Here is a 26,896-nt window from a genome sequence, read left to right as displayed (position 1 = left end):
CGGCTCCTTCGCCAACAACTGGATCGCCGAGTACAACGCCGGCCTGCCCCGGTACAACGAGTACAAGAAGGCCGACGAGAACCACCTGCTGGAGACCACAGGCAAGAAGCTCCGCAAGCTCATGAGCTGGGTCGAGAACGGTGACTGACCCCTCCCGGCGGATCCCCGCGCCGTCCGACCGGCGCGGGGATCCGCGCTTCGCCCTGCTCCTCCTCGACAGCTACCGACGTCTGGTGGGTGTCCACCTGTGCCCGCCGGTGTGGGCATCGGACGCCGAGGCGGCCCAGTGGCTCTACGAGGAGGCGCCCTTCGGGCTGCTGGCGCACGACGTGTCGGCCGACCCGCTGTTCGTCTACGCCAACCGCACCGCGCAGCGGTCCTTCGGCTACACCTGGGAGGAGTTCATCGGCCTCCCGTCGCGCCGGTCGGCCGCGCCGGACGCGCAGCAGGACCGGGACGCGCTGCTCGCATCGGTGGACGAACGCGGCTACGCCGACGGGTACCAGGGTCTGCGGCAGCACAAGGACGGCCGGATATTCCGGATCGAGGACGTCTGCATGTGGAACCTCGAGGACTCCGACGGAACCCACCACGGTCAGGCCGCCGTGTTCCGTCCGGCGGTCGGGCCTGGACCGTCCGCGGACTAGGCCACGTGTGACGGCGGCAACTGTGCCCATCGGGACGTCCCGATGGGCACAGCCCGCTCTGCTTGCGTACGTCGCCCTCCGGGCGTCAGGACTGGCTGTACCGCAGGTGCCGCCGCTGGGCCAGCTCGTCCGCGCCGACCACGGTCAGCACGGGGGTGCCGGGAGGCGCGAACATGGTCACCACCAGCTGGGACTGTGCGTCCTGGAGGTTGTTGGCGCCCTGGTAGTGGATGACGTCGCCGCCGGGCTCGAACAGGGCGTCGCCGGCCTTGAGCACCCGGGGCGGCTGGCCTTCGAGCTCGAAGAGGATCTCGCCCTGGGTGACGTAGCCGAAGAGCGGCCCGGGGTGCCGGTGCGGCGGGGCGCCGGCGTCGCCGGGCTGCAGGGTGACCCGGATGGTCCTGGCCTCGGAGCCCTGCGGGATCCGCGGCTGCGCATCCGGCAGGGTCGCGATCACCTCGACGCCCGGGGGCAGGTGTGCGTGGTCTGCGCTCATGTGTTCCTCCAGCAACGTGGACTGTCCGCAGTGAGGACAAGACGGCGTCCCCGGCTGTGACAGGGACCCGGCGTCGATCCGCGGCGAGCGCGGGCGCGAAGGAACGTGCGATGCGCAGACGGTTGTGTCGCCTACTCCCAGAGCCAGCCCCGTTCGGCGAACCGGGGCCATGAACTCCGTGATGGACGACGCCTGGTGGATGGCATCGGACCAGCCCTCGGCCGAGACGTCCACCATGTACAGCGAGGGATGCTGCTGCCGGCAGTCGTAGACCAGCAGTTCACGACTGCCGTCACCGCCGATGATCACCGCGCCGGGAAGACGCGCGGCGAGCTCCGCTGCCTCATTGAGGCCGATCAGGTCACCGGCCGGGAAGAGCAGCAGGAAGTCGTCCGCTGGAGGAAAGAACCGGGACACAGCTCCCTGAACTGCGAGGAAGGCGCGGTAACCCTCGGGCAACGCAACCCCGAGCACCCGCTCCACCTGCTCGATCTCGGCTGAGGCCGTGTCCACCGTCTGCCGCCTTCCTCGCGGCTGCCTGGAGCGGCCGCGGTGCGTGTGAGCAGGCAGGCTATCGGGACGGACTGGCACGACTCCCGAGCTGCTGGGACCAGTGGTCCTTCAGCCGGACACCTCCGCCACGACGCCCCCTCCAGGGGCGGACCTGGCGTCACAGGCTCTGGCCTCCGGAGACTTCGATGCGCTGTGCCGTGACCCACCGGTTCGCGTCCGAGAGCAGCGCGGCAAGTGCTGCGCCGATGTCGTCGGGCTTGCCCATGCGGCCGAGGGCGACCTGCGAGCCGATACGTGTTCGCACCCGCTCGTCGCGCATCATGCCGCCTCCGCCGAAGTCGGTTGCCGTGGCCCCGGGCGCGATGGCGTTGACGCGGATACCGCGTTCCCCGAGTTCCTTCGCCTGGTAGCGGGTCAGGACTTCGACCGCACCCTTGATCGCGCCGTAGGCCGCGTGGCCCGGGGCAGTGATGCGTGTCAGTCCGGTGGAGACGTTCACCACGGCGCCGCCGTCGGCGAGTTGCGGCAGCAGAGTCTGAGTGAGGAAGAAGACGCCTTTGAGGTGGACGTCGACCAGGCCGTCGAAGTCCTCCTCGGTGGTGTCCGCGAAGGCCGCGGTCACGTCGTGGCCGGCGTTGTTGACCAGGTGGTCGAATGTCGTCCTGTCCCAGCGGGATGTCAGTTCCGCGCCCAGTCGCTCGGCGAAGGCGGTGAAGGAGCCCACGGCCGCGGTGTCCAGGCGCAGCGCGACCGCGGTCCGGCCCAGATCCCTGATGGCGGCCACGACGTCCTCCGCCTCGGCCTGGTTGTTCCGGTACGTGATCACGACGTCGACGCCCGCCGCGGCCAGGTGCAGGGCGCCGGCCCGTCCCAGCCCGCGGTTGGCCCCGATGATGACGGCGATCTTCTGGTCGGTGCTCATGGTGTCTCCTTGATCGGTGTTCGACGGTGGAGATCAAGCCGGTGGCCGACGATCCCCACCCACGACCAGTGGACGTAACGGCCGCCGGAGCTGCCAGTGCCCCGGTTTTCCGGGGACGGGCAGTACCAGGCCGGCGCGGGAACGACGATGGACTCACTTCTCGCGGTGAGCGGTGAGGGCGACGATCACGGCTCCCACGGCGCCCGCCGCGAACACGGCTGAGAACCCGATCATGGCCGGTTGCAGCGCCACGTGCCGGATCGCCAGGCTGAAGGCGATGGACGGCAGACCCAGGCCCAGGTACGCGATCACGAAGAAGACCGAGAACACTCCTGCCCGCGACTCGGGAACGGCCGATCTCATCGTCTCGGCAACCGCTCCCTTGAAGAGCAGGCCGGCGCCCGCACCGGCGAAGCCGGCCGCAGCGAGCAAGAGCCACATGACCGGGTGGTAGAGGGACAACGTGGTCAGCGCCAGACCTGTCGGGAACAGAACGGTCCCGGTGCCGAGCAGGGCCGGGTGCGTCAGCTTGCCCAGTGCGAGCTGAGCCAGGGCTGAGGCTGCGAGTGCGGTGAAGGGCACGAGGCCCACCACGAAGGTCGAGGTGACGTGAAGCTCGGTGCGGACGATGGTCGACCCGAGGGAGGAGAAGAACCCCATCACCGCGAAGGCGAAGAACCCGACCGCCGCCGCCAGGCCGAAAGCCGGGGCTCCGCCGGTACGCAGGGCGAAACGGACCGCCCGGTGGCCGCCCGCGGTGGTGGTGTCGACGGTCTCGGGGCCGGCGAGCAGCGCTGCGGCGAGCAGGAGCATGACCGCGCCCAGGGCGATGTAGGACGTGCGCAGGGGTACGGGGGCCCATTCGGACAGGACACCGGCTATCAGCGGTCCCATCGCGAGGCCGCCGAGATTGGCCACGTTCGCGACCACTGCCGGTACCTGCGATGCGGGACGTCCCGGATGGGCCCGGTGGTACAGGTCGCTGAGATACGCGGTGGCGGTGGAGGCCATCAGCCCGACGGCCACTCCGGTGAGCACCCGTCCGGCGATCAGCCCCGGGAGCGTCGGCCACACGGCCAAGGTTGCCGCGGCTGCCACGCCGACCAGCAGGGCCGGTACGACCACCATGCGGCGCCCCACCCGGTCGGACAGATGGCCGAGCACACCGAAACTGAAGGCCGCTCCGACGACCATGGCCGCGAAGGCCACCGTCACGGCGGTCGCGCCGAAGTGATCGCGTTGCTGGTACAGCGGCCAGAGCGGTGTCGGTGCGGCACCGAAGGCCATCAATGACGCGTATCCCGCGGCCACCATGTGGAATCCGGTGGCGAAGGAGGTCTGCGGGCGTCGACGCGCGGCGGGGTGCCGGGCGGCCGCCGAACGGATGGGGCCCCGACTGGTATCGGCGGTGGTCATCAAGGTTTCTCTCGCTTCGTTCGATGGGAAGGCGCCGCCAACTCGCCCGCGGGCCCGGTACGGCCCGGGTGTTCCGGGCCGTACCGGGTGGAGGCGCGCCGAGCGCCGGGCTCACCCGCGCGCACGGTCACCGACCGTCCAGGTCAGGCGAACTTCTGGGTGATGGTCTTGCACTCGAGGAAGTGGTCGATGCCGCCGGGGCCGTTGGCGTGACCGACGCCGCTCTGCTTGTAGCCGCCGATCTCGAACTGGTTGGGCAGCTGGCCCCAGTCGTTGATCCACAGCATCCCGGCCTCGACCTTGCGGGCCACCCGCAGCGGACGGTTCACGTCGCTGCTCCACACGCTGGCACCCAGGCCGTACTCGCTGTCGTTGGCCAGCGCGATCGCCTCTTCCTCGGTGTCGAACACCTGGATCGTCTGGACCGGGCCGAACACCTCCTGCTGCACGATCGGCAGCTTCGAGTCGGTCACCTCGAGCAACGTCGGCCGGTAGAAGGCGCCCTTGGCGAGATCGCCCTCGGTCACCGGGCCACCGCGCAGCACGGGCACCGCGCCGTCGGCGATGGCGTCCTCGACCATGCGGTTCACCCGCTCGACGCCGGCCCGGTCGATCAGGGCGCCCATGTCGTTGGACGGATCGATGCCGGGTCCGACCTTCACCTTCGCGAGGCGCTCGGCCAGGCGCCGCTTGAACGTCTCGTACACGCCGCGCTGGACGATCAGGCGGCTGGCGGTGATGCAGAACTGACCGGTGAAGATGGTCAGGGACTTCTCGATGACCGGCAGTGCGGCGTCGAGGTCGGCGTCGTCGAACACGATGTGCGGGGTCTTGCCGCCGAGTTCGAGGCCGATGCGCTTGACCCGCTGCGCGCCCGCCGCGGCGATGGCCCGCCCGGTCGGGGTGCTGCCGGTGAACATGACGACCGGGACGTCGGGGGAGTCCACCAGGTGCTTGGCGGCCTCCGCACCGCTCTCGGTGATGATGTTGACCACGCCCGGCGGCAGGCTCGGCACATCTGCGAAGACCCGGCTGATCGCCTCGTTGACCAGTGCGGTCTGCCCGGGCAGCTTGACCACGGCGGTGCAGCCGGCGGCCAGCGCGGGCGCCAGGTCGCGGGCCAGCAGTGCGGTCGGCGAGTTCCACGGGGTGATGACGGCCGCGACCCCGACCGGCTCACGGACCAGCATCGTGTGCTTGCCGGGCTCGACCTCCATCACCCGGCCGTAGGTGGTCTGCGCCAGTGCGGCGGCGGTGATGAAGTTGCCCTTGGCGAAACTCACCTCGAAGGAGGCCTCGCCGATCGTCTTGCCGTTCTCCAGCGTGGTCAGCTCGGCCAGTTCCGCCTCATGACGCCGGAAGGACTCCGCGATCTCCAGGAGCACCCGCGTGCGGAACTCCATGTCGCTCGCCCAGTCGGTCTCGTGGAAGGCCGCCTTGGCGGCCTGGACGGCCTGCTCCGCCTCGGCACGGCCGGCATCCGCGTAACGGCCGATCACCTCACCCGTCGCAGGGTTGAGGGTCTCCCGGTGCGCCACCGAGTCCACCCACTTGCCGTTGATCCAATGCTGGGCCGTCTGACCAGTACTCATCTGAACACCTGTATCCGTTGACTGACGGCACCCTGGCGGTGCCATGGAGGGGAGAGCGCATGGCAAGCGGATTGCCGTGCCGGTTGTCGCTCGCCCTGGGGAAGCGCCGGATCCGGCGCTCCTTGTCGCGGCTCGTCAGCCACCCCGTTCTCCAGCGCCGTCGGGCGCGTGCTCCCGTGCGTACCGACGCGGGGCGTTGAGGAGGACGAGGGGCTGTCACCTGACTGTCCGGGTGAAAGTGTGGGCTCGGCCACAGGCATTCACCCGGAATTCCAGACCGGTCGCCCGCAACGAGCGGCCGCGCCTTTGCATGATCCACTCTCGGTCACCAGTCGACTGCGAGTGCTCCTGCGCCTCAGACATTTCCACGGGCGACTCGCAAATGGCAACCGTGGCCCCGGGCCGGCCCGTAAGTTTTTTCCGGAGAGCGGAAGAAACGGAGACGGGGGCCTTGGGCGCCCCCGGATACGGTTTGGCGAGAGCGTTAGTCTTCCGGAATGCGGGAATATGCACATGAGGGCTCGCCCGACTCCAGCGTGAGCCGGGCTTTGCGGATCCTCGCCGTGGTGGCCGACCGCGGGGAGGCCAGGCTCGGCCACATCTCGGCCGCCGTGGGAATCCCCGCGTCGACCGCGCACCGCCTGCTCGGCATCCTGGAATCGAGTGGCCATGTGGTCAGGGCTGCGGGTTCGGGTCACCGTGCCTACCTCGCGGGGCCGGCCCTGTTCGATCTCGCCGCGGCACAGCACAGGGCGGAAGAGGAACTGGTGACCCGGGCCGAGCCGTACCTGGCGGCGCTGGCGGCGGAACTGGGCGAGACCGTTCAGGTCGCCGCGCTCCGCGGCACCCGCACGCGCTTCCTGGCCGGGCACGAGTCCACCCGGTCGCTGCGTACGGGCCTGCGCCTGGGCCTTGACCATCCAGCCGTACTCTCCTCCCCGGGCCGTGCGATTCTGGCCCGGATGCCCCCCGAGGACCTGCGCCGCCTGCTCGGCTCCGAGGCGGAGTCCGCCGAGGTCGCGAGCGCCCTGGACGACACCCGCCGACAGGGGTACGGCCTCAACATCGGGAACGTGGAAGCGGACATCACCGCCATCGGGGCAGCCGTGGTCGACCGCTCCGGCCGTATCCGGGGGGCCTTGGCTGTCGCGGGACCGAGCACCCGGCTGCCCGAAAGCACGGCCCACTGGATCGGCCCCATCCTGGTGAGGGAGGCGACGCGCCTCGGAACCGAACTCGGAGGCGGCGATCGCCCGCCGGTTTCCTGAAATTCACGGGAATTCCTGACGGGGAAGCCCGACCCTGTCGGCGCGGCGAAATCCGCAACGGAAGTGGCGCACCGGTGGCCCAATGGCGCCTGTGCGATCACTGGAAGTCAGTACGAGCCCTGGCGTTCCTAGGACTCTCAGGGCCAGTCATATGGCCACCAGAAGCGTTGTTTATCGTTAAACTACCCTTACCGGCCGGTCGGCACCGGAGATCCGTGATGTCGCCGGCCAAAGGCGGACGTGAACCGGAGCACCACGCAATGCACATGACGTACAGGGTCGCGCGAGTCGCGCTGCCGAAACGGCTCTCGCCGTCTCGCTTCCGGAATGTCGACGGCCCGCAGGGCGCCGTCGGTGGAGGCGACCTCAAAAGCGGCCATGGCATGGGACGCCACCGCGGACGCGTGGCGTCGGACGACAGCATTGATTCGGGCGGCGGTGGCCGACACCGCCGTGTCTGAACGTCCAGCGGCCTGAAGGGCATTCAGAAGTGCGGGACGCGGCTTTCCACGGCTCCCGGTGAACGATCCGGTTGATCCCGGGCCGTTGCTCGTACCAGGGCGACGGCCCGCCGAGAGTGGCCCCCGAAGTGGTTGCCACAGCGAGTGAGGTTTCAAGTGACGCAGGCGAACGAGCCCATGGCGGATGTCCGAGACATGTACATGGCGCACACGATGCTGCGCCGGGAGTTCCGCCTCCTTCCCCGTCTGGTGCGCGACGTGGCGCCGGGGGACGTGGAGCGCGCCGAAACGGTCGGTGCCCACGCCGAGCAGGTGTGTTTCCTGCTGCACCTGCACCACGAGGGCGAAGATCTGCTGCTCTGGCCGCGCCTGGTCGAACGCGCGGGTGACCGGGCGACGGCGATCGTGCCCACGATGGAGGAGCAGCACGCCGCCATCGAGGAGACCTACGAAGAGGTGACCGGGCTGCTGCCCCGGTGGCGGGCCACGGCCGAGCACGGTGGGCGCCTCGCGGCCGCACTCGACCGACTGCTGCCCACACTCCTGGAGCACCTGGCGCTGGAGGAGAAGGAGGTGCTCCCGCTCGCCGAGCAGTACGTCACCGCGGCCGAGTGGAGGCAACTCGGTGAGCACGGGATGGCCCGGACACCGCAGGAGGTCCTGCCGTTGTCCCTCGGGATGGCGATGTACGAGGCGGACCCCGAGGTCGTCGAGGCGCTCCTCGCGGAGCTGCCCGAGGCGCACCGCTCGGCGTTGACGGACGCCGCCGAGCGCGCGTACGCCGCCCACGCCGAGCGCGTGTACGGCACCGGCACCCCGCCCCGCATCGGCGACTGACCCCCTTTGCCCGGGCGGCCCATGGCGGCTTCGCTTCGAGTGCCCGCTCCGGGCCCCGGCGGCGGGGCCGCCGTCGGCGTGTTCGTGGACGGTCCCGGTCCGATGCCGATGGCGCCTAGACCTCGGGAAGGGAAGGATCGGGCGTCCACGGGGATGGTGCGGTGATGGACCACCGTTCGTGATCGCGCCAGGCCCCGTTGATGTAGAGGTAGTCGGGGGACAGACCTTCGTAGCGAAAGCCCAGGCGCTGGACCAGGGCCAAAGACGCCTTGTTCGCCGGCTGGATGTTCGCCTCCAGCCGGTGGAGGCGCAGGTCTTCGAAGGCGTGCTGCATGGCTGCGGCGACCCCTTCGGTCATGTAACCCCGCCCCGCAGACGGGGCGAAAGCCGCGTAACCGAGGGACGCGCCCTGGTAGCGGCCCCGGATGATCGAGTTGATGTTGACCGTGCCGGCGGCCGCACCGGTGTCCGGAACGCGGATCAGGAAGCCCAGGTTGGCGCCGTCGTCGAAGCGGTGCATCCAGTCCTGGAACGCCTCCGCGCTCGCGGGGAGTTGCATCCACGGCCCGTAGAGATCGGCGCTGGCCCTCACGAGCGAGCAGAACTCATCCTGGTCGCCGAGGGTGAGCGGGCGCAGTTCGACTCGTGACGGCATCTGGGGCATGCGGCAATGCTAGGCCTCTTCCGAACAGAAGGTCACGAAAGTGATCCTTTTCCGACGCGCTCCCTGGATCCCCGGGTACGTTGTCGGGTCGGACGGCCCAGGACTCGCGGACCCGAGCGGCGCCCCCCAGGGGTACCTCCGCCGTTTCCGGGACATGTCGGAGAAAGCTCCGTGTCGCCGTTGGGACATGGCCCAGTTGTGCCAGGCGGGATCGGTGACAGGCCCGGTGGGTGCGACGCATGATTCCGAAGGTCCGGTGAACCGCAGTTGTACAGGGGGTTTGCTCCCGGCACGGGAGTGCCCGGCGGCGGCGATCCCCGGCCCGAACCTGTAGCGCCGTCGAACACGGCCGGGTTCACCACGACGCGTCATGACGCCCACTCTCAGGCGCCCTGCCCGGATGCCGGGATGACAGAAAGGCTGTAGACACCAATGAGACGCATCCGCCTCTGGGCGGTGATAGCGATGTCGGCGACGGTGGCGACGGGTGCGATCACGCCCGTTGCAGCCCAGTCCCCGTCGGAGACCGGTGCAGGTACGCCGGCGACCCACGACCGCGCGACCACCGTCCGCCTGATCACCGGCGACCGGGTCACCGTCAGCGACGCGCCGAACGGCAAGAAGACGGCGTCGGTGCAGCGCGCGCCGGGCCGCGAGAACGTCTTCTTCCAGATGACCGAGAAGGGCGGCGCCCTGACGGTGCTGCCCTCCGACGCGGCCGTGCTGGTCCGCACGGGGCAGCTGGACGAGGGGCTGTTCGACGTCGCGGGCCTGGTGGCCCAGGGGTACGACGAGGCGCACACCGACGCCCTGCCCCTGATCGTGTCCGCGCCCAAGGGCTCGGCGCGTGCCGCCGCCAAGCGGGCGGACGCCCTCGCGAAGTTCCAGGACGACTCGGCGGAGCCGCGGCGACTGCCGAGCATCGACGCCCAGGCGCTGCGCGTGGCCGACGAGGACCTCGCCGCGTTCTGGAAGCAACTCGCGCCCGCGGCGGGTGCGTCCCTGGCGAGCGCTGCGGCCGCGACCCCGAAGGTCTGGCTGGACCACAAGGTGCGCCCCACGCTGGACCGCAGCACCGCGCAGATCAACGCGCCCGCCGCATGGGCGGCCGGCTTCCACGGCGAGGGCGTCAAGGTCGCGGTCCTCGACACCGGTGCCGACCAGACGCATCCGGACCTCGCGGGCCGCGTCAGCGAGGCGAAGGACTTCAGCGACAGCGGTTCGACCCAGGACCACTTCGGCCACGGTACGCATGTCGCCGCCACCGCCGCCGGTAGCGGCGCCGCATCCGCGGGCCTGCGCAAGGGCGTCGCGCCCGGCGCCGACCTGCTGATCGGCAAGGTGCTCGGGGACGACGGCTCCGGCAGCGAGTCCCAGGTCATCGCGGGCATGGAGTGGGCCGCGGCGCAGGGCGCCAGGGTCGTCAACATGAGCCTCGGCGCGGACATGCAGACCGACGGCACCGACCCCATGAGCCAGGCGGTGAACGAGATCTCCCGCAGCAGCGGCGCGCTCTTCGTCGTCGCCGCGGGCAACACCGGCGAGCTCGGTGAGATGACGGTGGGCTCGCCCGGTGCGGCCGACGCCGCCCTCACCGTCGGCGCCGTCGACCGCGACGACTCGCTGGCCTCCTTCTCCAGCCGCGGCCCGCGCTTCGGCGACAAGGCGGCCAAGCCGGACATCACCGCTCCGGGCGTCGGGATCGTCGCCGCCCGCGCCGTCGGTACGACCATGGGCGACCCGGTCGACGATCAGTACATCGCGGCAAGCGGTACGTCCATGGCCACGCCCCACGTGGCGGGTGCGGCGGCCCTGATCGCCGGGCAGCACCCCGACTGGACGGGTGAGCAGCTCAAGGACGCGCTGATCAGCACCTCCCACACGGTGTCCGGCCAGGTGCCGACCGAGCAGGGCGGCGGTCGCGTCGACGTCAAGGCGGCGTTCACGTCCCCCGTCACCGCCACCGGCACGATGATCCTGGGCCCGTTCGACCGGGACGCATCGCCCGTGCAGCGGGCCGGAGTGCTCCGCTACACCAACAACTCCGGCGACGAGGTGTCGCTGAGCCTGCGTGCGGCGCTGACGGCCAAGGGCGGCAAGGAACTCCCCGCGCAGGCGCTGACGCTGGGTTCGGACACCGTCCGCATCGCCCCCGGCGCGACCGTCGAGGTGCCGGTCGGCGTCGACCCGGCGAAGGCGGGCCGCGGCACCTACTACGGCTACGTCACCGCCACGTCCACCGGCGGCGTCCCGGTGCACACCACGCTCAGCCTGTGGGTGCGCGCTCCGATGCACAAGCTGACCATCGACTCCCTCGGACTGGAGGGGGAGCCCACGGCGTGGGCCCTGCTGGACGTCTTCGGAGGGGACACGGAGGTCCAGTTCACCGACTCGGGGGTCGCCCAGGTCGAGGAGGGCACCTACCTGATCGGCGGGACGCTGGTGGAGGACGGCGGCGACGGCGTCCGGGTGTTCCAGGTCATCGATCCCGAGGTCAAGGTCACCAAGGACACCACCGTCACCCTGGACGCGCGCAAGGCCAAGCCGGTGCAGGTGCGCACGCCCAAGCCCGCCGAGCGCCGCAACAACCTGACGTACCAGATGTACCGGAAGATCGACGGCGTCGAGCAGACCATGGGCATCTACTACGAGGACGGCGGCGGGGACGTCGACCTGTGGGTGAACCCCACGTCCAAGGTCACCGAGGGCGAGTTCGAGTTCAACTCCCGCTGGGAGATGACGGCTCCCGACCTCATCACCGAGGTCCGCGGCGCGGACTTCGACCTGGAGTCGTTCTACGCCAAGCAGTCCACGCCGTTCGACCCCGACGGTGAGCGGATCGTCGCGGTGGACGCCGGGACGAGGGACAAGCCGGACCTGCGGCCCGCCACCGTGCGGGGCAAGCTCGCGGTGATCCGCGACGACTACGCGATGGACGGGTACGACCTGGCGGAGACCGCCGCGAAGGCGGGTGCGAAGGGCGTCGTGATCGTCCTGCCCCAGGGCTTCCTCGCCTATACCAACTGGAAGCCGATGGACACGCGCTCCGCCGTGCCCGTCATCCGGATGACCGGGGACGACGGCGCCAAGCTGCTGCAGTACATGAAGAAGCACACGGCCGTCGTCGACGTCTCCGGGACGGTCGAGAGCCCGTACCTGTACGACATCGCGGCGCACTGGCAGCAGCAGATCCCGCAGGACGTGACGTACACCGTCACGGACCGCAACACCGCGCAGGTGAAGGCCTCCTACGCGGACAACGGCGCACTGCACTGGACGAGCGAGCAGCGGTTCAGCTGGCGCTCCTACGCGCAGGTCGCCTGGGAGACCTCGCGCTGGGCGCCGACGGGCAAGACCCGCACGGAGTACGTCACCTCCGGGGACACGCAGTTCATGCACTACGTCGACTTCATGGCCGGCCCCGACCTGTTCTACAGCGGTGCGCTGCAGTCGGGTCTGCGGGACACCCCCCGCACCTTCAAGACCGGTGAGAAGGCCTCGGAGGAGTGGTACGAGGCCGTGGTGCGGCCGTCGATCCCGCGCGGCTGGAGCCGTCCGGCCGTCCGCTCCGGTGACCTGTTCAGCGTGGCGATCCCGGAGTACACCGACGCGGCGGGCCACTGGGCCCGCAAGCAGGACCCCGCCGCCGGCGGCGGCATCGGGAGGGTCGGCAGCGCGCCCGGGACGCTGGACGACCCGACCTACCCCCAGGGGGACAGCGTGACGGCCGTCCTCTACCGCGACGGCAAGAAGGTGGGCGAGTCCGCGGGCGCCTGGGGGAACTTCGCGGTCCCCGCGGGCCGGGCCGGCTACCGACTGGAGCTGACGACCGGGCGCGACACCGAGTACTGGCGGACCGGTACGAGGACCTTCACGTCCTGGGGCTTCCGCTCCGACACCGCGGCCAAGGAGACCCTGCTGCCCCTCCTCCAGGTCGACTACGGCGTCCCGGCCGACGTGCGGAACACCGTCGACGGCGGTAAGCGGCACGAACTGGCCCTGACCGTCCGTAACCAGGACGGGCTCGCCGCCCCCACCGGGGTCAAGCTCAAGGTCGAGGCGTCCTTCGACGAGGGCAAGAACTGGAACGGGCGGGTCCGCGTCGAGGACCGCGGCCACAACCGGTTCACCGCGACGATCGAGCGCCCGGGCGACCAGCGCAAGGGTGCGTACGTGACCCTGCGGGTCACGGCCTCCGACAAGGCGGGCAACACGGTGCAGCAGACCGTGGAGCGGGCCTACCTGCTCGGTAAGTGAGCAAGCGCCTCCGCGGCGACCCCGCGGAGGCGCCGACCGAGCCATCACGGCGGGTGCCGGGGGTACGACCCCCGGCACCCGCCGTTCGCCGTCGGGCGTCGGCGGTGGGGCGGCTCAGTCCAAGCGGGATGCCGGCTCCTCGAACCAGTCGGTCGGTCACCTCGCCGTTCGGTGCGCCGAAAGCACCACCCGGTGCGGTCGGGGTGGCGCCTTCGGCGGCGCTATGGGTTCGCCGCGCCCGCGTCAGCGGGCGTAGCCGCCGTCGGCCATGATCGTCTGGCCGGTCACGAAGGCGGCGTCGTCGCTGGTGAGGAAGGCGACGGTGCCGGTCAGGTCCTCCGGCACACCGTTGCGCTTGATGGCCTGGGCCTGCGCGGCGGCCTCCAGCGCCTCCTGCGGGTGGACCTCCCGGGAGCCCGGGGTGATGGTCAGGGTCGGGCCCACCGCGTTGACGGTGATACCGAAGGGGGCGAGGTCGTTGGCCAGGCCGCGGCTGAAGCCGATGTTGCCCATCTTGCTCGCCATGTAGTGCGAGAGGCCGGGGACGCTGGTGACGATCGAGTTGGAGGTCAGGTTGACGATGCGGCCCCAGCCGCCCTCCTTCATGGTCTGCAGCACCGCCTTGGCCATGAGGAACTGCGAGTCCAGGTTGACCGCGAGAACGCGCCGCCAGGTGTCGTAGTCCAGCTCCTCGAAGGTCCGGAAGGGGAAGACCCCGGCGTTGTTGACCAGGATGTCGGTGCGCCCGAAACGGTCGGCGACCTCCTCGCCCACGGCGGCGGTCTGCTCCGGGCTGGACACGTCGGCCGTGAGGCCGAGCACCGGGCGGCCAGCGTCGGTGAGCAGGGCGACGGTCTCCTCCGGGTTGTTGAGGTCGACCGCGACGACGGTCGCGCCGCGCGCGCCGAGGTCGACCGCGATGGCCTGGCCGATGCCGCGTCCGGCGCCGGTGACGACGGCCACGCGGCCGGTGTGTGTCTGGGGGACTGTCATGTCGGGTTCCTTTGCTGTGAACTGATCGGGTCCCGGGCATCGTTGAGGGGTGCCCGGGAGCTCTGTCCCTCCGGGCTGCACGCCCGGAGGAGTCGTCACGCCGCGCGGCCGGCCTTCATGATCCGGGTGACGTCGGCGATCCGCCGGCCCTGGAAGTGGGCGGAGGCGCGGGCCGTGCTGTCGACGGGGAGCTCTCCGTCGGCGCCGGTGACGTGCGAGGTGCCGTAGGGGTTGCCGTCGGCGAACTTCACGGGGTCGGTGAAGCCGGGGGGCACGATGAACCCGCCGAAGTGGTAGATCGAGTTGTAGAGCGCCAGCAGGGTGGACTCCTGCCCGCCGTGCAGCTGGGAGGTGGAGGTGAAGCCGCTGTAGACCTTGTCCGCCAGCAGGCCGCGGGCCCACATGCCGCCGAGGGTGTCCAGGAACTGCTTGAGCTGGCTGGCGACGTTGCCGAAGCGGGTGGGGGTACCGAAGACGACGCCGTCGGCCCATTCGAGGTCGTCCGTCGTGGCCACCGGTATGTGCTCGGTCGACGCGGCGTGCTCGGCCCACGGCTGGACGCCCGCGATCACTTCCTTGGGCGCGATCTCGGCGACGCGCAGGAGCCGCACGTCCGCTCCGGCCTCGGTCGCACCGACGGCGACGGTCTCCGCCAGCTGGTGGATGGTGCCGGTGGAGGAGTAGTAGATGACGGCGACGTTGGGTGTGTGGGGCATGGTGAGGTCCATTTCGGTGCGGAACGCCTGAGCCCGAGGGGTCTCGGCGCGTGGGGGAGGGGGAGCCGGGCCGCCGCGGTCCTGCCCGGTGTCCCTCTCGGGCGTGGCAACGGCCGCCGCATGGCCCGGGAGGCTGCCACCTCCCCGCGAACTGCGTGCGCAAGCAATGAAACAGGAAGCCCGGGCAACTTCCTATGCGAAATGCGACCTACTCCCCGGGCTGTAGGCGGCCGTCGCGGTGGCTGGGCGGGCTGCCCCGCCCGCCGCCTCGGGCGCCGCCGATGGGGCGTCCGTGCGGTGCCGCACCTGATGGGGGCGGTCGACGGCAAGGGTGAAGCGATCGTCGAGGGCGTGTGCGAGGCGCGGTGCCGAAGCCGCTCACCGCGCCGCGGTCCCGGCCGTCACGCATGGTCAAAGGCCTGGTCGGGGGCGTCGTTGCCCCCCCCGGATGCCGCCATCCGTTCAGGGTGCGGGCGACTGCGACCCCGGGACCGGCTTCGTCCTTCACGACTACGGCTGGGGGAGTAGGTCGTTTATCCGATGTGCACGCCACGGTCGCGGGTGTTTCATTGCTGGCGCACGCAACTATGGCACGTGGTGGGCGACGTACTCCGGCAGCGGCACACCGCCTCGGCCGGCGGCGGCCCTACGCGCCGTCGTCGGGAAATCTCGGCGCTCGGTCCATCCCTCCGATCCCGGGCCCGGCTGCGGCCCGTCGGCGGCGCCGTCCCACCGGAACAGCAGAAGGAGACGCAGACCATGCGCAACGTCAAGCGCGCCGTACTGGTGAAGCCGGGCTCGCCCCTGGAGATCTGGGAGCATCCCACCCCGTCCGCATCCAGCCGCGACGTGATCGTGTCCGTCGAGATGTCCGGCGTCTGCGGCACGGACCACCACCTCCAGTCCGGTGACATCGAACTTCCCCACCCGATGGTCCTGGGCCACGAGGCCATCGGCCGGATCGAGGAGCTCGGCTCCGACATCACCACCGACAGCGCCGGCGAGCCGGTCGCGGTGGGAGACCTCGTCTACTGGCAGCCGGCGCAGCCGTGTTACCGCTGCTACTACTGCACCGTCCTCGAAGACGTGTCCATGTGCCCCAACCTGGTCATGTTCCAGTTGCACAACCCCGCGGACAAGCCGCCGGTGGGCACCTACACGCAGTACGCCTGGCTGCCCGACCGCACGGCGTTCTTCAAGATCCCGCCGGACGTCCCGGCCGAGGCCCTCATCGCGTTCGGCTGTGCCATGCCCACGGTGCTGCACGCCCTGGACCGGCTGGGCGGCATCCGGTACGGGCAGAACGTCATCGTGCAGGGCTCGGGGCCGGTCGGCCTCGCCGCCACGCTCCTGGCGCACCTCGCCGGCGCGGGGAGCGTCACGGTCCTCGGGGCACCGGCCAAGCGGCTCGCGATGGCCGGGAGGCTCGGTGCCACGACCACGATCGACGTGACGAAGACGGACGAGCACGAGCGGGCCGCCGCCGTCATGGAGATCACGGACGGGCGGGGCGCCGACGTCATCATCGAGGCCGCCGGCAGGGTCCCGGCCTTCACCGAGGGCCTCCCGCTCGTCGCCACCGACGGGACGTACGTCATCCTCGGCCTGTGGTCCGCCCGGGGCACGTCGCCGGTCGAGCCGCGCCACCTCAACAACCGCAACATCCGCGTCATCGGCTCGGCCTACACGACCCCGCGGCACATGTACGACACGATCCGGATCACCCGGATGTGCCATCAGCGGTTCCCGCTCGCCGAGATGGTCACGCACCGCTTCTCCCTGGAGCAGGCGCAGGACGCGTTGGACGCCGTCGGCCGCGGCGAGCCGCTCAAGGCCGTGATCGTCCCGTAGCGACCCGGTTCGCCATTGCGGTGCCCTGAAGTGAGCACAGCCCGCCCGCTGTTCCGGCAGGACGATCAGGGACAGCGGGTGGCAGCGGCCGTCGTCACGTCAGATCCCGGCTCGGCTCTTCCTCGTTGGTGACTCAGCGCTCGTCCGTGTGCGGCCGCCCGTCGTGGAACTTCACATCGCGGCCGTCCCAGTCCCCGTGTCCGATGACGCAGGCGGCGTCGCGGACCTCCTCAAGCCGCCCGCGCACGGCCGCGCCCCGCAGGCGACGGACACCGGGTCGCCGTACCGGCACGGTGCGTCACCGCGCCCATGGGCGGGAGCGGCCCAAGGAACGCCGTTGCGTACCCTTGCGGCATGCGCATGCGCCCCACCCTGAGCTGGACGCCTCCCGAGGACCTACCGCCGGGCACCACGGATCTGGAGCCGGTCGCCGATGCGCTGAGGGCCGGCGGGGTGCTGGTGCTCAGCGGGGCGGGCATCTCCACGGAGTCGGGCATCCCCGACTACCGGGGCGAGGGCGGGAGCCTGAGCCGGCACACCCCGATGACGTACCAGGACTTCACCGGCAGCGCCCGGGCCCGGCGCCGGTACTGGGCGCGCAGCCACCTGGGCTGGCGGACCTTCGGCCGCGCCCGGCCCAACGCCGGGCACCGGGTGGTGGCCGCGTTCGGGCGGCACGGCCTGCTCTCGGGTGCGATCACCCAGAACGTCGACGGCCTGCACCAGGCCGCCGGCAGCGACGACGTGGTGGAGCTCCACGGGAGCCTCGCCCGGGTGGTCTGCCTGTCCTGCGGCGCGGTCAGCCCGCGCGGCGAACTCGCCCGGCGGCTGGAGGAGGCCAACGCGGGCTTCGAGCCGGTGGCCGCGGGGATCAATCCGGACGGTGACGCCGACCTCACCGACGACCAGGTCGGGGACTTCCGCGTGGTGCCCTGTACGGTCTGCGGCGGCGTCCTCAAGCCGGACGTGGTGTTCTTCGGCGAGGCCGTTCCCCCGGGACGGGTCGAGCGGTGCCGCGAGCTGGTCCGTGGGGCGTCCGCGCTGCTGGTGCTGGGATCGTCGCTGACGGTGATGTCCGGGCTGCGGTTCGTCCGGCAGGCGGCCCAGGCCGGGAAGCCGGTGCTCATCGTCAACCGGGACCCGACCCGCGGCGACCAGTACGCCCTCGCCCGCGTCGAGCTCCCGCTGGGAACGGCCCTCACCTCCGTGGCCGGCCGGCTGGACATCCCCGTCGACGGTGAGGCGGCGGCTCCGGCGGGTTGCTGACGCCCCGTCGACTACCTGCCGGTGATCCCGTCACGGGCGACCGCCCCCGTCCGGCCGTACCGCCACGAACCGGCTCAGCCGATACGTGGTCGGCTGCACGAGCCGGCCGCAGAACGTGTCGATCCGGAGCGTCGCCTCGTCGACCCGTGCCTCCCGCAGACGACGCAGGTGCGCGCGCAACTCCGCCTGGTCCCGCGTCTCGAAGATCACTTCCCACCGGCCCTCGCTCGGCGCGGTACGAGCGGCGACCCGCTGCCTCGCGGCTGCTTGCCGCCGCTTTCTCTTCCCCTGCCCTGGCACCGACCCGGAATCGCCGCCAGGCGGTCAGCCGGTGGTGATGTTCTTGTCGTCGATCCAGTTGCCGTGGAAGCCGAAGGGGACGCGGCTGGGCAGGTGCACCCTGGCGATCGGAGCGGCGGTGAGGTCGGCTGCGTCGAGGACCACCAGTTCGCCGCGGTTGACGTTCGCGTCATGGACGACCGAGAGGATCCAGCCGTCGTCCTCGCCCGTGGCGTCCGGCCGCGGTACGAACGCCGGCTCCATCGTGACGCGTCCGGGACCGTAGTCGTGGACGCCGGTGACTCCGGTGTGGGTGTCGACCTTGATCAACGGTCCGGTGCCGAAGCCGTCGGTGGGGTCGCGTTCCACGTCGTCCGTGATCATCAGACCGTGTGCGCTGAAGCCGGCGAACCATCCGTAGCGGTGCGCCCGGCCGGTCAGTGCGGGGTCGATCCGCGGGAATTCCACGCGGAACTGGCTGATCACCTCCTCCCTGACCGTGCCCAGGGCCGGGTTCACCGTCCAGCGCACCAGGGTCGGGGTCGATTCGCCGGGCCCCCAGACGTCGTGCACGAACATGCGGTCGTACCGCACGACATCCATCGTCAGCGAGCCGTCGGCGTTGTCGAAGGCGTTGAGGACGTGGAACACGAAGCAGCGCGGCGCCTCGATCCACTGCACCTGCTCGGCCGTCCCGCCGATCGGCAGGATCCCGATCCGCGCCGCGTGACGTTCGTCCCAGGTGAGGGGAAGTTTGGTCATGGGCCCGCCGTCCTGCGCGAGACGCTTGGCGGCGGCCAGCGTGACCGGGAGGTCGAGCACGACGACGCGTGTTTCGGTCAGCGCCATGTCGTGCACCATCGGGCCGTCGTCGACCTCGATGTCACTGCTGTGCCTTGCCTTGCCGTCGGCTCCGAGGACCACGTACCGCAGGGAGCTGAACCGCAGGTTGTAGGTGATGGCGTGCAGGTCGCCGGTCGCCGGGTCCACCTTCGGATGCGCGGTGAAGCCGCGGTCGAGTGCGCCCTCGCAGTCCCAGACCGCCATGCGGGCGAGATCGGGACTGATCTCCACCGGCGGCCTGCCGGCCTCGATGAGGGTGAGGATGCGCCCGGCGTGGCTGAGCACATTGGTGTTGGGCGCGCCCTGCTCGCTCTCGACGAAGCGGCTGCGGTACCACTCGGCCTTGCCGTCGCGGAGCCGGATCCCGTGGACCATCCCGGCGCCGTTGAACCAGTGGTGGGTGGCCGGGTCGACCTCGCCCCGCGGGTTCGGTCCGATCCGCAGGTAGCGCCCGTTCAACTCGCGCGGCAACTCGCCGGTGACGGGCAGGTCGGACGCGCTCACCTCCTCGGTGAGAGGGGCGTAATTGCCCGCGCCGAGATACCGATGGGTGAAGTTCTCGCTGGTCATGATGGTTCCCTTCGACCGTACACACCAACGGTACGGCCGGGACGTTCCGGTCCGGCATATTGAGATTCAGAACGTCCGAACCCGGAGAACCCCTCTGCGTGAGGCTTCCCACACTTCGTTCGCCGGGCCATATCGCCTACGCGGGTGCCGACTTCGGCGAGGTGGAGGCCACCGCCGAACGGATCAGCCCGGGAAGGCCAATGCAGTTGGTTCGACGAGTGGTGCGCCACCGCGGTGCGCGCGCCGGCCTTCGACGGGCCGGGCCAGCCCGTTGCACGCCGGCACCAGTCGGCGGACGGCGGTAGCGGACACCTCCAGGTCCGCGGCCCCGGTCTGAGATGGCGCAAGCGTGCGCGCCGCCCACCTGACACAGGCGGGCGGCGCGCACGTGAGCCGTCCCGTCGGCGGGCCGGCCTCCCTACCGCGCGGGCGCGCGGGCTTCATTCGAAGACGATGACCTGGCGCCCGATGACGTCGCCGTGCCCGAGGGCCTCCAGGTTGTCGTTGATGTCCTCGAGCCTGACCTTGGTGACGTTGTGCTTGACGAGGCCGGCTTCGGCGAGGGAGAGCACCTCGACCAGGTCCAGGTGGTTGCCCCAGAAGGAGCCCATGTAGGTCAGTTCCGTACCCACGAAGGGGAACTGCTTGTGCTCGACGTGGTGGCTCATGAGGCCGACGGCCGCCAGCACCCCTTCGGGGCCCAGCAGGTCGAACCCCATGGAGATGGACGCGTTGCTGCCGACGCAGTCCAGGATGGCGTCGATCGTCCTGCGGCCGGTGAGCTGTTCCAGCTCGTCCTGGATGGCCTCGGTGGACTTGTCGCGGACGTTGATCCCGTAGTCGGCGCCGTTCTCCTTCGCCACGTCCAGCTTGCCGTCCTTGCGGGCGAGGGCCACCACGGTCGCTCCGCCGCCGAGCAGCTTCGCGTACTGGACGGCGTAGCTGCCCAGGCCTCCGATGCCCGTGACGGCGACGGTACGGCCGGGGCCGAGCTTGCCGGTGTCCCGGAGCTTGCGCATCCCGCGGTACGGGGTCATGCCCGCGTCGGTCATCGGGGCGAGGACCTCGGGCGTCTTCGCCGCGTTCTCCGAGACGGGGATCGCGTGGCGGCACTCCACGGCCATGTACTCGGCGAAGCCTCCGGGAGGTCCGAACCCCACCCACCTGCCGTTGCCGCTGCACAGCTGTTCGTTGCCCTCCCGGCACTGGCGGCATGTGCCGTCGCCCCAGCTGGGGTTGACCACGACCATGTCGCCCTCGGAGTACCCCACCGACTGCGGTACGGCGCTGCCCATCCCCGCCACCCGGCCCGTGACCTCGTGGCCGGGGATGTAGGGGAGGTCCACGGGGAACGGGACTTCGAAGTAGCCGTTGAGGAGCTGGTAGTCGCTGCGGCACATGCCGGTCGCGGCGACCTTCAGCAGGATCTCGTCCGGCGCCGGGTCGGGCATGGGGACGTCTTCGATTCGCAGGGGCTCTTTGTATCCGTGCATCCGAGCTGCTTGCATCTGCATGGGGGTGCCTCGCTTTCGCCGGCGGGCAGCACTACGTGCCGGTGCAGCGTGACGATCTCGGAATGCTGCGCCGGTCAAGGTGGCCGCCGCTCCGCTTCGGACATCTCCAGGGTCCTGCGCCTGCCGTCGCCGCGCATCCGGAGCCGACGGTGGGGGAGTGCGATCCGTCGCCGTCCGGTCGCTGACCGCAACTCGGTTGAATGTGCGTGCCACTTCACGCCCTCCGGGCGGGAGCGGCGGCACCGCGGCACCGCCCGTTCGCTCGGTGGCCCGCTGCCCGGCCGGGACCTACGGTGGGTGGACGGGAGTGCCACGCCGGATGCGTGGTCGCACGGCGGCACCGGCGAGCCGGAGCGGGCCCGTGCCGCTGAGCGTCGCCGTCGCCGGCGCCGGAGGGACGTTCGACGTCCGCTGAGCAGGCGCGCGGTCGCCCGGCCACCCACCGGGGCCTACGGTTGACCGGTGGGAGTGCGGCGCTGGACGGAGTGGCTGCGGGCCCGGGATCCCGGGTCGGCCGCGGTGCGTCGGGCGGCACGCGTCACGGTGGTCGCGTGCGCGGGGTTCTATGCCGCGCGGTACGGGCTGGGCGACCGGACGGTCGCGATCTACGCCCTCTTCGGTGCCGTCGCGTCGGGTGGGTTGTCCTCCGTGCCGGGGACGCCGCGTCAGCGGGCGGTGACGCTGCTGGCGGTGCTGCCGCTCGCGATGGCGCTGGTGACGCTCGGCACATGGCTGGCGGTGTACGGATGGGCGGCGGCGCTGGGGATGCTCGTGGTGGGCTTCCTCGTGACGTACAGCGGGGTCGGCGGGCCGAAGTTCGTCGGGCTGGCCAACGGGCTGCAGCTGTTCTACATCCTGCCGTGCTTCCCGCCGTACGCGCCCTCGACGTTGGGGTTGCGGCTCACGGGCCTGGTCGCCGGGATGGTCCTGATGGCGGCGGCCGAGCTGTGGCTGTGGCCGGCGGCGCGTCCTGGCCGCTACCACGACCGGCTGGCGCGGGCGGCGCAGGTGGCCGCCGATGCCCTGTACGGCTTGGCGGCGGATCCGCCGCGGCGCTGCGACCCGGCGCTGCTGCTGGAGGTGTCGCAGGCGCTGCGCATGAGTCACGTACCCGCCGACGAGCGTCCGGTGTCGGCGTCGGCGCGGGACCGGGCGCTGTCCGAGGGCGCCGGGCACATGCGGCATCTGCTGGCGCAGGCACGGCAGCTGGAGGAGTCGGCGGCCGAGGGGGCGGCGCTGGGCGAACCCGTCGCGAAGGGGCTGCTGCTGGCGTCCGCCGCCACGTGTGAGGACGTGGCGCGGGCCCTGACGGGGAAGGCGCCGCCGCCGATGCCGGCCCTGTGCGGGGACGCGGTGCGGGCATTCGAGTCGCATCGCGGCCAACCGCGCGAGGCGGGCACGGACTCGGCGACGATGGTGCGGAACGGCGCGATCGCCCTCGACATCACGCACACGGCGGACCTGGTGGTGGCGGCGACCCGGATCGCGATGGGCGCCCCGGTACCCGCCGGGACCGCGTCGCCGGAGGTGCGTGGCGCGTTCTGGTACGCGGGCCGGTCGACGGCGGAGTTGTACTACCGGCGGGTGCTGGCCCACCTCACCCCGCGGTCGGTGTGCTTCCAGAACGCGGTGCGCATCGCGGTGGCCCTTGCGGCGGCGCGCTTGGTCGTGGGCCAGCTGGGCTTGGCGCACGGTTTCTGGGCGCTGCTGACGACACTGACCGTGATGCGGACGAGTGCCGCCGACACCCGTACCGCTCTGCGGCCCGCGCTGCGCGGGACCCTCGCGGGGGCGGTCGTCGCGGCGCTGATCCTGCACTTCGCCGCGGACGCGCCGGCCGTCTACGCCGTGCTGCTGCCGCCCTGCATGCTGCTGGCGTTCGCGTCGGGCACGGTGCTGGGTCCGGGATGGGGGCAGGCGTTCTTCACCCTCACCGTGGCGGCGGCCTTCGCGCAGGTGGCCCCCAGCGGGCCCGAGCTGGCGGCAGCCCGGGTGCTGGACGTGCTGGCCGGGGCGCTGATCGGCGCGGTGGTCGGACTGCTCGCGTGGCCTCACGGCGGCACCGGGGAACTGCGGAGGGCCTGCGCGCGCGTGCTGGACGAGGGCACCCGCGCGGTCACGGACGTGACCGGCACCATCACCGAGGGCGTGCGGGTCACCGACGCCCTGCCCAGGGCGAGGCTCGCGCAGCGGATCGCGGAGGCGAGCTACGCCGAGTACGCCACCGAACGACACCCCCCGCGGCGCGCGGGGGCGTCCTCCGACACCGACTTCCAGGTGATCATGCTGGTGGGCAACCGGGTCATCACGATGGGGCAGGTCCTGCTGGACAACTGCCCGCCGGGCGCGCTGTCCGCCTGGCCGCGGAGTGCCACGCACCTACGCGACGCCGCCCACCGGCTCCGGCTGTTCACGCTGCCGTTCAGCCACGCACTGCGCTCGGGCGAGGAGCAGGCCGCCCCCGTGGACGGCACCACCGACGACGCCCCGGCCGACACCACCGTCATCCACGACGTGTGCCTCGCGTCGCCCGGCCGGGCCCCCGACCCGCTGCTGTACTACGCCGTGGACGCCGCCATCTGGCTGGCCAGTCTGCGGCGCGCGATCGGCGCTGCCCGCTCGCCGCGCACGGCGGCCGGTACGACGACCTCCCCGTGGCGCTGACGTCCCCGCGACGCCGGATGCCTCGAGGGCCGGCCTGAATTGCCGGTCGGATTGGCCGGTCCTAGCGTGGAAGCATGGCCATCGCAACGATCAGCCCCGTGACCGGCGAGGTCCTCGAGCGGTTCGACGAACTCACCCCCGGGGAACTCGAGGACAAACTGGCCCGGACGGCCGCCGCGGCCGCGTCGTACCGCCTGACGACACCGGAGCAGCGAGCGGGATGGGTCGAACAGGCCGCCGACCACCTGGAGAAGGAGGCCGACGCCGTCGCCCGGCTGCTCACCACGGAGATGGGCAAGACGCTCCGGTCCGCCCGGGAGGAAGTGGTCAAGTGCGTGCGCAGGCTGCGCTTCTACGCCGCCGAGGCACCCGCGTTCCTGCGGGACCGGACCGGTGACGGCCCGAGCGTCGGCGCGCGGCAGACGTACGTCACCTACCAGCCGCTCGGTGTGGTCCTGGCGGTGATGCCGTGGAACTTCCCGCTGTGGCAGGCGATGCGGTTCGCCGCGCCCGCGTTGATGGCGGGCAACGTGGGCCTGCTCAAGCACGCCTCCAACGTGCCCCGGACCGCTCTCTACATGGAGCGGCTGTTCCGTGACGCGGGCTTCCCGGACGACGTGTTCCAGACCCTGCTGATCTCCTCCGGACGGGTCGAGCAGGTGCTGCGGGACGAGCGCCTGGCGGCCGCGACGCTCACCGGCAGCGAACCCGCGGGACGGTCGGTGGCCGCCATCGCCGGGGACGAGATCAAGAAGGTGGTCCTCGAACTCGGCGGTTCCGACCCCTTCATCGTGATGCCGTCCACGGACCTGGAGCGGGCCACCGACGCCGCGGTCAGGGCACGGTGCCTCAACAACGGGCAGTCGTGCATCAACGGCAAGCGGTTCTTCGTCCACGCGGACATCGCCGAGGCCTTCATCGGGATGTTCGTCGCGAAGATGGGCGCGCTGGTCGTGGGGGACCCGATGGACGACGGGACCGACGTCGGCCCGCTGGCCACCGAGTCCGGCCGCCGTGACGTGGAGGCCTACGTGGACGATGCCGTGAGCAAGGGGGCGACGGTGCTGGTGGGCGGGGAACGACCGGACCGGCCCGGCTGGTTCTACCCTCCCACGGTGCTCACCGACATCACTCCCGACATGAAGATGTTCCACGAGGAGGTCTTCGGCCCGGTGGCGCAGGTGTGGACGGTGTCCTCGCTGGAGGAGGCACTCCGGATCGCCAACGGCCACCCGTACGGGCTGGGTTCCAACCTGTGGAGCGAGGACGAGGCGGACCGGGCGCTGTTCGTACGTGACGTGCAGTCGGGCATGGCCTTCATCAACGGCAACACGACCAGCTACCCGGAGATCCCCTTCGGCGGCGTGAAGCGCAGCGGGTACGGACGCGAACTGTCGGACCTGGGCATGCGCGAGTTCATGAACGCCAAGACCGTCTGGATCGGCGGGAGCGCGGGCGGCACGTCGTAGCCGAAAGCGAGGGACCGTGATGATCAAGCCATATGCCCCCTACGACTTCATGCCGCCGATCCCGGGCTTCTCGGTGACCTCGCAGTCCCTGGCCGACGGCGGGCAACTGGCGCGCGAGCACGTGAGCGGCATCCTGGGGGCGGGCGGATCGGACGTCTCACCGCAGCTGAGCTGGTCCGGCTTCCCCGAGGGGACCCGTAGTTTCACGGTCGCGATGTTCGACCCCGACGTGCCGACCGCCTCGGGCTTCTGGCACTGGGCCGTGGCCAACCTCCCCGCCTCCGTGACCGACCTGCCGGCCGGGGCGGGAGACGGAAGCGCGCTGCCGGGCGGCGCGGTGACGCTGCCCAACGACGCCGGCTACCGCCGGTACCTCGGTCCGGCGACACCTCCGGGGAACGGCCCGGACCGCTACTTCCTCGTGGTGCATGCCGTCGACGTGGAGAAGCTGGACGTGTCCGAGGCGACGGCCCCCGCCCTCATGGAGTTCCAGCTGTTCACGCATGCGATCGCGCGGGCGACCATGTACGGCACCTTCGAGCGGTGACAGGGCCCGTGTCCTACAGGATGCCGCGGCCCGGGTCGTCGCCACCGCCGGCGGCTCGGCGATCCCGCACGTATGCGGCGGGAGTGGCCCCGTAGCCCGACTTGAAGGTCCGGATGAAGTGACTGGTGTCCGAGAAGCGCCAGCGTGCCGCGATCTCGGCGATCCCGGCCGTGGTGTCCGGGTCCACGAGTTCGTCGTGGGCCTTCTGCAGACGCCGCCTGCGGACGCAGGCCATCACGGAGTCGTCCGCGGCCGAGAAGCTCCGGTGCAGCGTCCGAAGGGACACTCCCACGTGCCGGGCGACCATCGCCGGAGACAGGTCTCCGCTTTCGAGATGCCTTTCGATGACGTTCCTGGCGGCCGCCACGATCGCCCGGGGGTGGTCGTCGAGCGCCGAACCGGGACGTTCCGAGAAGATGCCCGAGAACAGGGTCGCGCAGGCATCACGCGCCATGCGCCGTGCGGTGTCCGACGTCTCCAGTTCCCGGCTGCTGCTCCGCACCGCCTCGAGGTAGTTGAGGAGGAACCGCACCTCGGGTGCGGCGGTGTCCGCGACGTAGGCCTGGCCCAGCCGTTTCCCCGATGCGATGTGCGGAAGCACCAGGTGGCGCGGAATGGAGATGACGTGCACATTCGTGGCCGACGAGCAGGAGAACCGCCACGAGGCCTTCGTGTCGCGGATGCAGATCTGTCCCGGCTTGACGTAGTACGTTTTCTTGCCCGCCAGGAACTCGATCCAGCCCGAGGTCACCACGTCGGCGACGATCGGATCCTGGGGCAGGTTCTTCCCGGAAATCCCTGTCAGGGAATCGACGTAGACCCGGGCGGACAGCAGTCCGTCGATGAGCTGGCCACGTGCGTCGAAGCGAAATCCGCGAGAAGCGGCGGAGTGCGGGACGGCGAGGCGTGTGAGGTGCGAGAAAGGGCCCTGCTCTCCGAAAGGGTTGTGTTCCCGGTGACGGAAATGCCGCTCGGAGGATTCCGCCTGTGCGGCGGTGAGGCGCATTCCGGCCCGGTAGGCGATGGTGCTGTCGGGACTCGGCATGGCGGTCGCAAAGCCTGCCGATCGCTCGTATTCCACCTGCACCCTCTCACGATCGCTTCGGGATCC

The 26,896-nt window shown here is 70.9% G+C and carries 20 protein-coding genes and 2 pseudogenes; 10 read left to right on the top strand and 12 right to left on the bottom strand.

From position 1 onward, the window contains the following. Positions 1-148 (top strand): annotated as a pseudogene (locus tag PV350_RS01120) (ketol-acid reductoisomerase); the annotation flags it as partial. After that, positions 141-647, top strand: a complete 507-nt coding sequence (locus PV350_RS01115; RefSeq protein ID WP_499509824.1) for an MEKHLA domain-containing protein — start codon at positions 141-143, stop codon at positions 645-647. The pseudogene PV350_RS01120 and the gene PV350_RS01115, both read left to right, overlap by 8 nt. A gap of 85 nt (positions 648-732) precedes the next feature. Here PV350_RS01115 and PV350_RS01110 read toward each other — a convergent pair whose 3' ends face one another. The 5 genes and pseudogenes from PV350_RS01110 to PV350_RS01090 all read right to left on the bottom strand — a co-directional run bounded on the left by PV350_RS01110 (position 733) and on the right by PV350_RS01090 (position 5,586). Continuing rightward, positions 733-1,143, bottom strand: coding sequence for a cupin domain-containing protein (locus PV350_RS01110; RefSeq protein ID WP_500332528.1), 411 nt, complete (start codon positions 1,141-1,143; stop codon positions 733-735). A 228-nt stretch (positions 1,144-1,371) separates the two neighbouring features. Then, a pseudogene (locus PV350_RS01105) lies at positions 1,372-1,617 on the bottom strand (SMI1/KNR4 family protein); the annotation flags it as partial. A gap of 196 nt (positions 1,618-1,813) precedes the next feature. Continuing rightward, complete coding sequence (locus PV350_RS01100) at positions 1,814-2,578, bottom strand: SDR family NAD(P)-dependent oxidoreductase (protein ID WP_500332525.1); 765 nt, start codon at positions 2,576-2,578, stop codon at positions 1,814-1,816. A gap of 153 nt (positions 2,579-2,731) precedes the next feature. After that, a complete protein-coding gene (locus PV350_RS01095; protein ID WP_500332524.1) occupies positions 2,732-3,994 on the bottom strand; it encodes an MFS transporter in 1,263 nt (420 codons plus the stop codon). 143 nt (positions 3,995-4,137) lie between these two features. Next, a complete protein-coding gene (locus PV350_RS01090; RefSeq protein WP_499509820.1) occupies positions 4,138-5,586 on the bottom strand; it encodes an aldehyde dehydrogenase family protein in 1,449 nt (482 codons plus the stop codon). 497 nt (positions 5,587-6,083) lie between these two features. On the opposite strand from PV350_RS01090, the gene PV350_RS01085 reads away from it, so the two are divergent. After that, complete coding sequence (locus PV350_RS01085) at positions 6,084-6,854, top strand: IclR family transcriptional regulator (protein WP_500332523.1); 771 nt, start codon at positions 6,084-6,086, stop codon at positions 6,852-6,854. Between the two features lie 638 nt (positions 6,855-7,492). Then, positions 7,493-8,152 carry a hemerythrin domain-containing protein gene (locus PV350_RS01080; protein ID WP_500332522.1) on the top strand — a complete coding sequence of 220 codons (660 nt, stop codon included), beginning with the start codon at positions 7,493-7,495 and terminating at the stop codon, positions 8,150-8,152. Positions 8,153-8,267: 115 nt separating this feature from the next. Here PV350_RS01080 and PV350_RS01075 read toward each other — a convergent pair whose 3' ends face one another. Then, positions 8,268-8,816: a GNAT family N-acetyltransferase gene (locus PV350_RS01075; RefSeq protein WP_499509817.1), complete on the bottom strand. Its 549-nt coding sequence runs from the start codon at positions 8,814-8,816 to the stop codon at positions 8,268-8,270. A gap of 432 nt (positions 8,817-9,248) precedes the next feature. Here PV350_RS01075 and PV350_RS01070 point away from each other — a divergent pair, with 432 nt between their 5' ends. Further along, positions 9,249-13,073, top strand: coding sequence for a S8 family serine peptidase (locus PV350_RS01070; protein ID WP_500332521.1), 3,825 nt, complete (start codon positions 9,249-9,251; stop codon positions 13,071-13,073). Positions 13,074-13,316: 243 nt separating this feature from the next. Here the strand turns inward: PV350_RS01070 and PV350_RS01065 are convergent, their stop codons facing one another. Both PV350_RS01065 and wrbA read right to left on the bottom strand, forming a co-directional pair. Next, the gene (locus tag PV350_RS01065; RefSeq protein WP_499509815.1) at positions 13,317-14,066 is read right to left on the bottom strand and encodes an SDR family NAD(P)-dependent oxidoreductase; all 750 of its coding nucleotides are present in this window, start codon (positions 14,064-14,066) and stop codon (positions 13,317-13,319) included. Positions 14,067-14,161: 95 nt separating this feature from the next. Continuing rightward, positions 14,162-14,782, bottom strand: coding sequence for an NAD(P)H:quinone oxidoreductase (wrbA, locus tag PV350_RS01060; RefSeq protein ID WP_500332520.1), 621 nt, complete (start codon positions 14,780-14,782; stop codon positions 14,162-14,164). Between the two features lie 759 nt (positions 14,783-15,541). Here wrbA and PV350_RS01055 point away from each other — a divergent pair. Together PV350_RS01055 and PV350_RS01050 are read left to right on the top strand one after the other, a co-directional pair. Beyond that, positions 15,542-16,633: a zinc-binding dehydrogenase gene (locus tag PV350_RS01055; RefSeq protein WP_499509813.1), complete on the top strand. Its 1,092-nt coding sequence runs from the start codon at positions 15,542-15,544 to the stop codon at positions 16,631-16,633. Positions 16,634-16,987: 354 nt separating this feature from the next. Further along, positions 16,988-17,899, top strand: a complete 912-nt coding sequence (locus PV350_RS01050; protein WP_499509812.1) for an NAD-dependent protein deacetylase — start codon at positions 16,988-16,990, stop codon at positions 17,897-17,899. Positions 17,900-17,929: 30 nt separating this feature from the next. On the opposite strand, the gene PV350_RS01045 is transcribed toward PV350_RS01050, so the two are convergent. The 3 genes from PV350_RS01045 to PV350_RS01035 all read right to left on the bottom strand — a co-directional run bounded on the left by PV350_RS01045 (position 17,930) and on the right by PV350_RS01035 (position 21,042). After that, positions 17,930-18,109: a hypothetical protein gene (locus PV350_RS01045; RefSeq protein WP_499509811.1), complete on the bottom strand. Its 180-nt coding sequence runs from the start codon at positions 18,107-18,109 to the stop codon at positions 17,930-17,932. 114 nt (positions 18,110-18,223) lie between these two features. Further along, complete coding sequence (locus PV350_RS01040) at positions 18,224-19,591, bottom strand: carotenoid oxygenase family protein (protein ID WP_499509810.1); 1,368 nt, start codon at positions 19,589-19,591, stop codon at positions 18,224-18,226. A 440-nt stretch (positions 19,592-20,031) separates the two neighbouring features. Beyond that, the gene (locus PV350_RS01035) at positions 20,032-21,042 is read right to left on the bottom strand and encodes an NAD(P)-dependent alcohol dehydrogenase (RefSeq protein ID WP_499509809.1); all 1,011 of its coding nucleotides are present in this window, start codon (positions 21,040-21,042) and stop codon (positions 20,032-20,034) included. Between the two features lie 525 nt (positions 21,043-21,567). Here PV350_RS01035 and PV350_RS01030 point away from each other — a divergent pair. The 3 genes from PV350_RS01030 to PV350_RS01020 all read left to right on the top strand — a co-directional run bounded on the left by PV350_RS01030 (position 21,568) and on the right by PV350_RS01020 (position 25,785). Next, the gene (locus PV350_RS01030) at positions 21,568-23,769 is read left to right on the top strand and encodes an FUSC family protein (protein WP_500332519.1); all 2,202 of its coding nucleotides are present in this window, start codon (positions 21,568-21,570) and stop codon (positions 23,767-23,769) included. Positions 23,770-23,843: 74 nt separating this feature from the next. Next, on the top strand, positions 23,844-25,238 hold the full coding sequence (locus PV350_RS01025) for an NADP-dependent succinic semialdehyde dehydrogenase (protein WP_500332518.1): 1,395 nt from the start codon (positions 23,844-23,846) through the stop codon (positions 25,236-25,238). A gap of 19 nt (positions 25,239-25,257) precedes the next feature. Further along, positions 25,258-25,785 (top strand): YbhB/YbcL family Raf kinase inhibitor-like protein, encoded by a 528-nt coding sequence (locus PV350_RS01020; protein WP_499509805.1) that lies wholly within the window; start codon positions 25,258-25,260, stop codon positions 25,783-25,785. A gap of 13 nt (positions 25,786-25,798) precedes the next feature. Here PV350_RS01020 and PV350_RS01015 read toward each other — a convergent pair whose 3' ends face one another. Then, positions 25,799-26,872, bottom strand: a complete 1,074-nt coding sequence (locus tag PV350_RS01015) for a helix-turn-helix transcriptional regulator (RefSeq protein ID WP_500332517.1) — start codon at positions 26,870-26,872, stop codon at positions 25,799-25,801. Between the last annotated feature and the right edge of the window lie 24 nt (positions 26,873-26,896).

The sequence above is a fragment of the Streptomyces sp. PA03-6a genome (genome assembly GCF_033792765.1).
GTDB lineage: Bacteria > Actinomycetota > Actinomycetes > Streptomycetales > Streptomycetaceae > Actinacidiphila.
The sequence above is the reverse complement of the archived record's forward strand: the minus strand, read 5'-3'. Positions and strand labels throughout refer to the sequence as shown.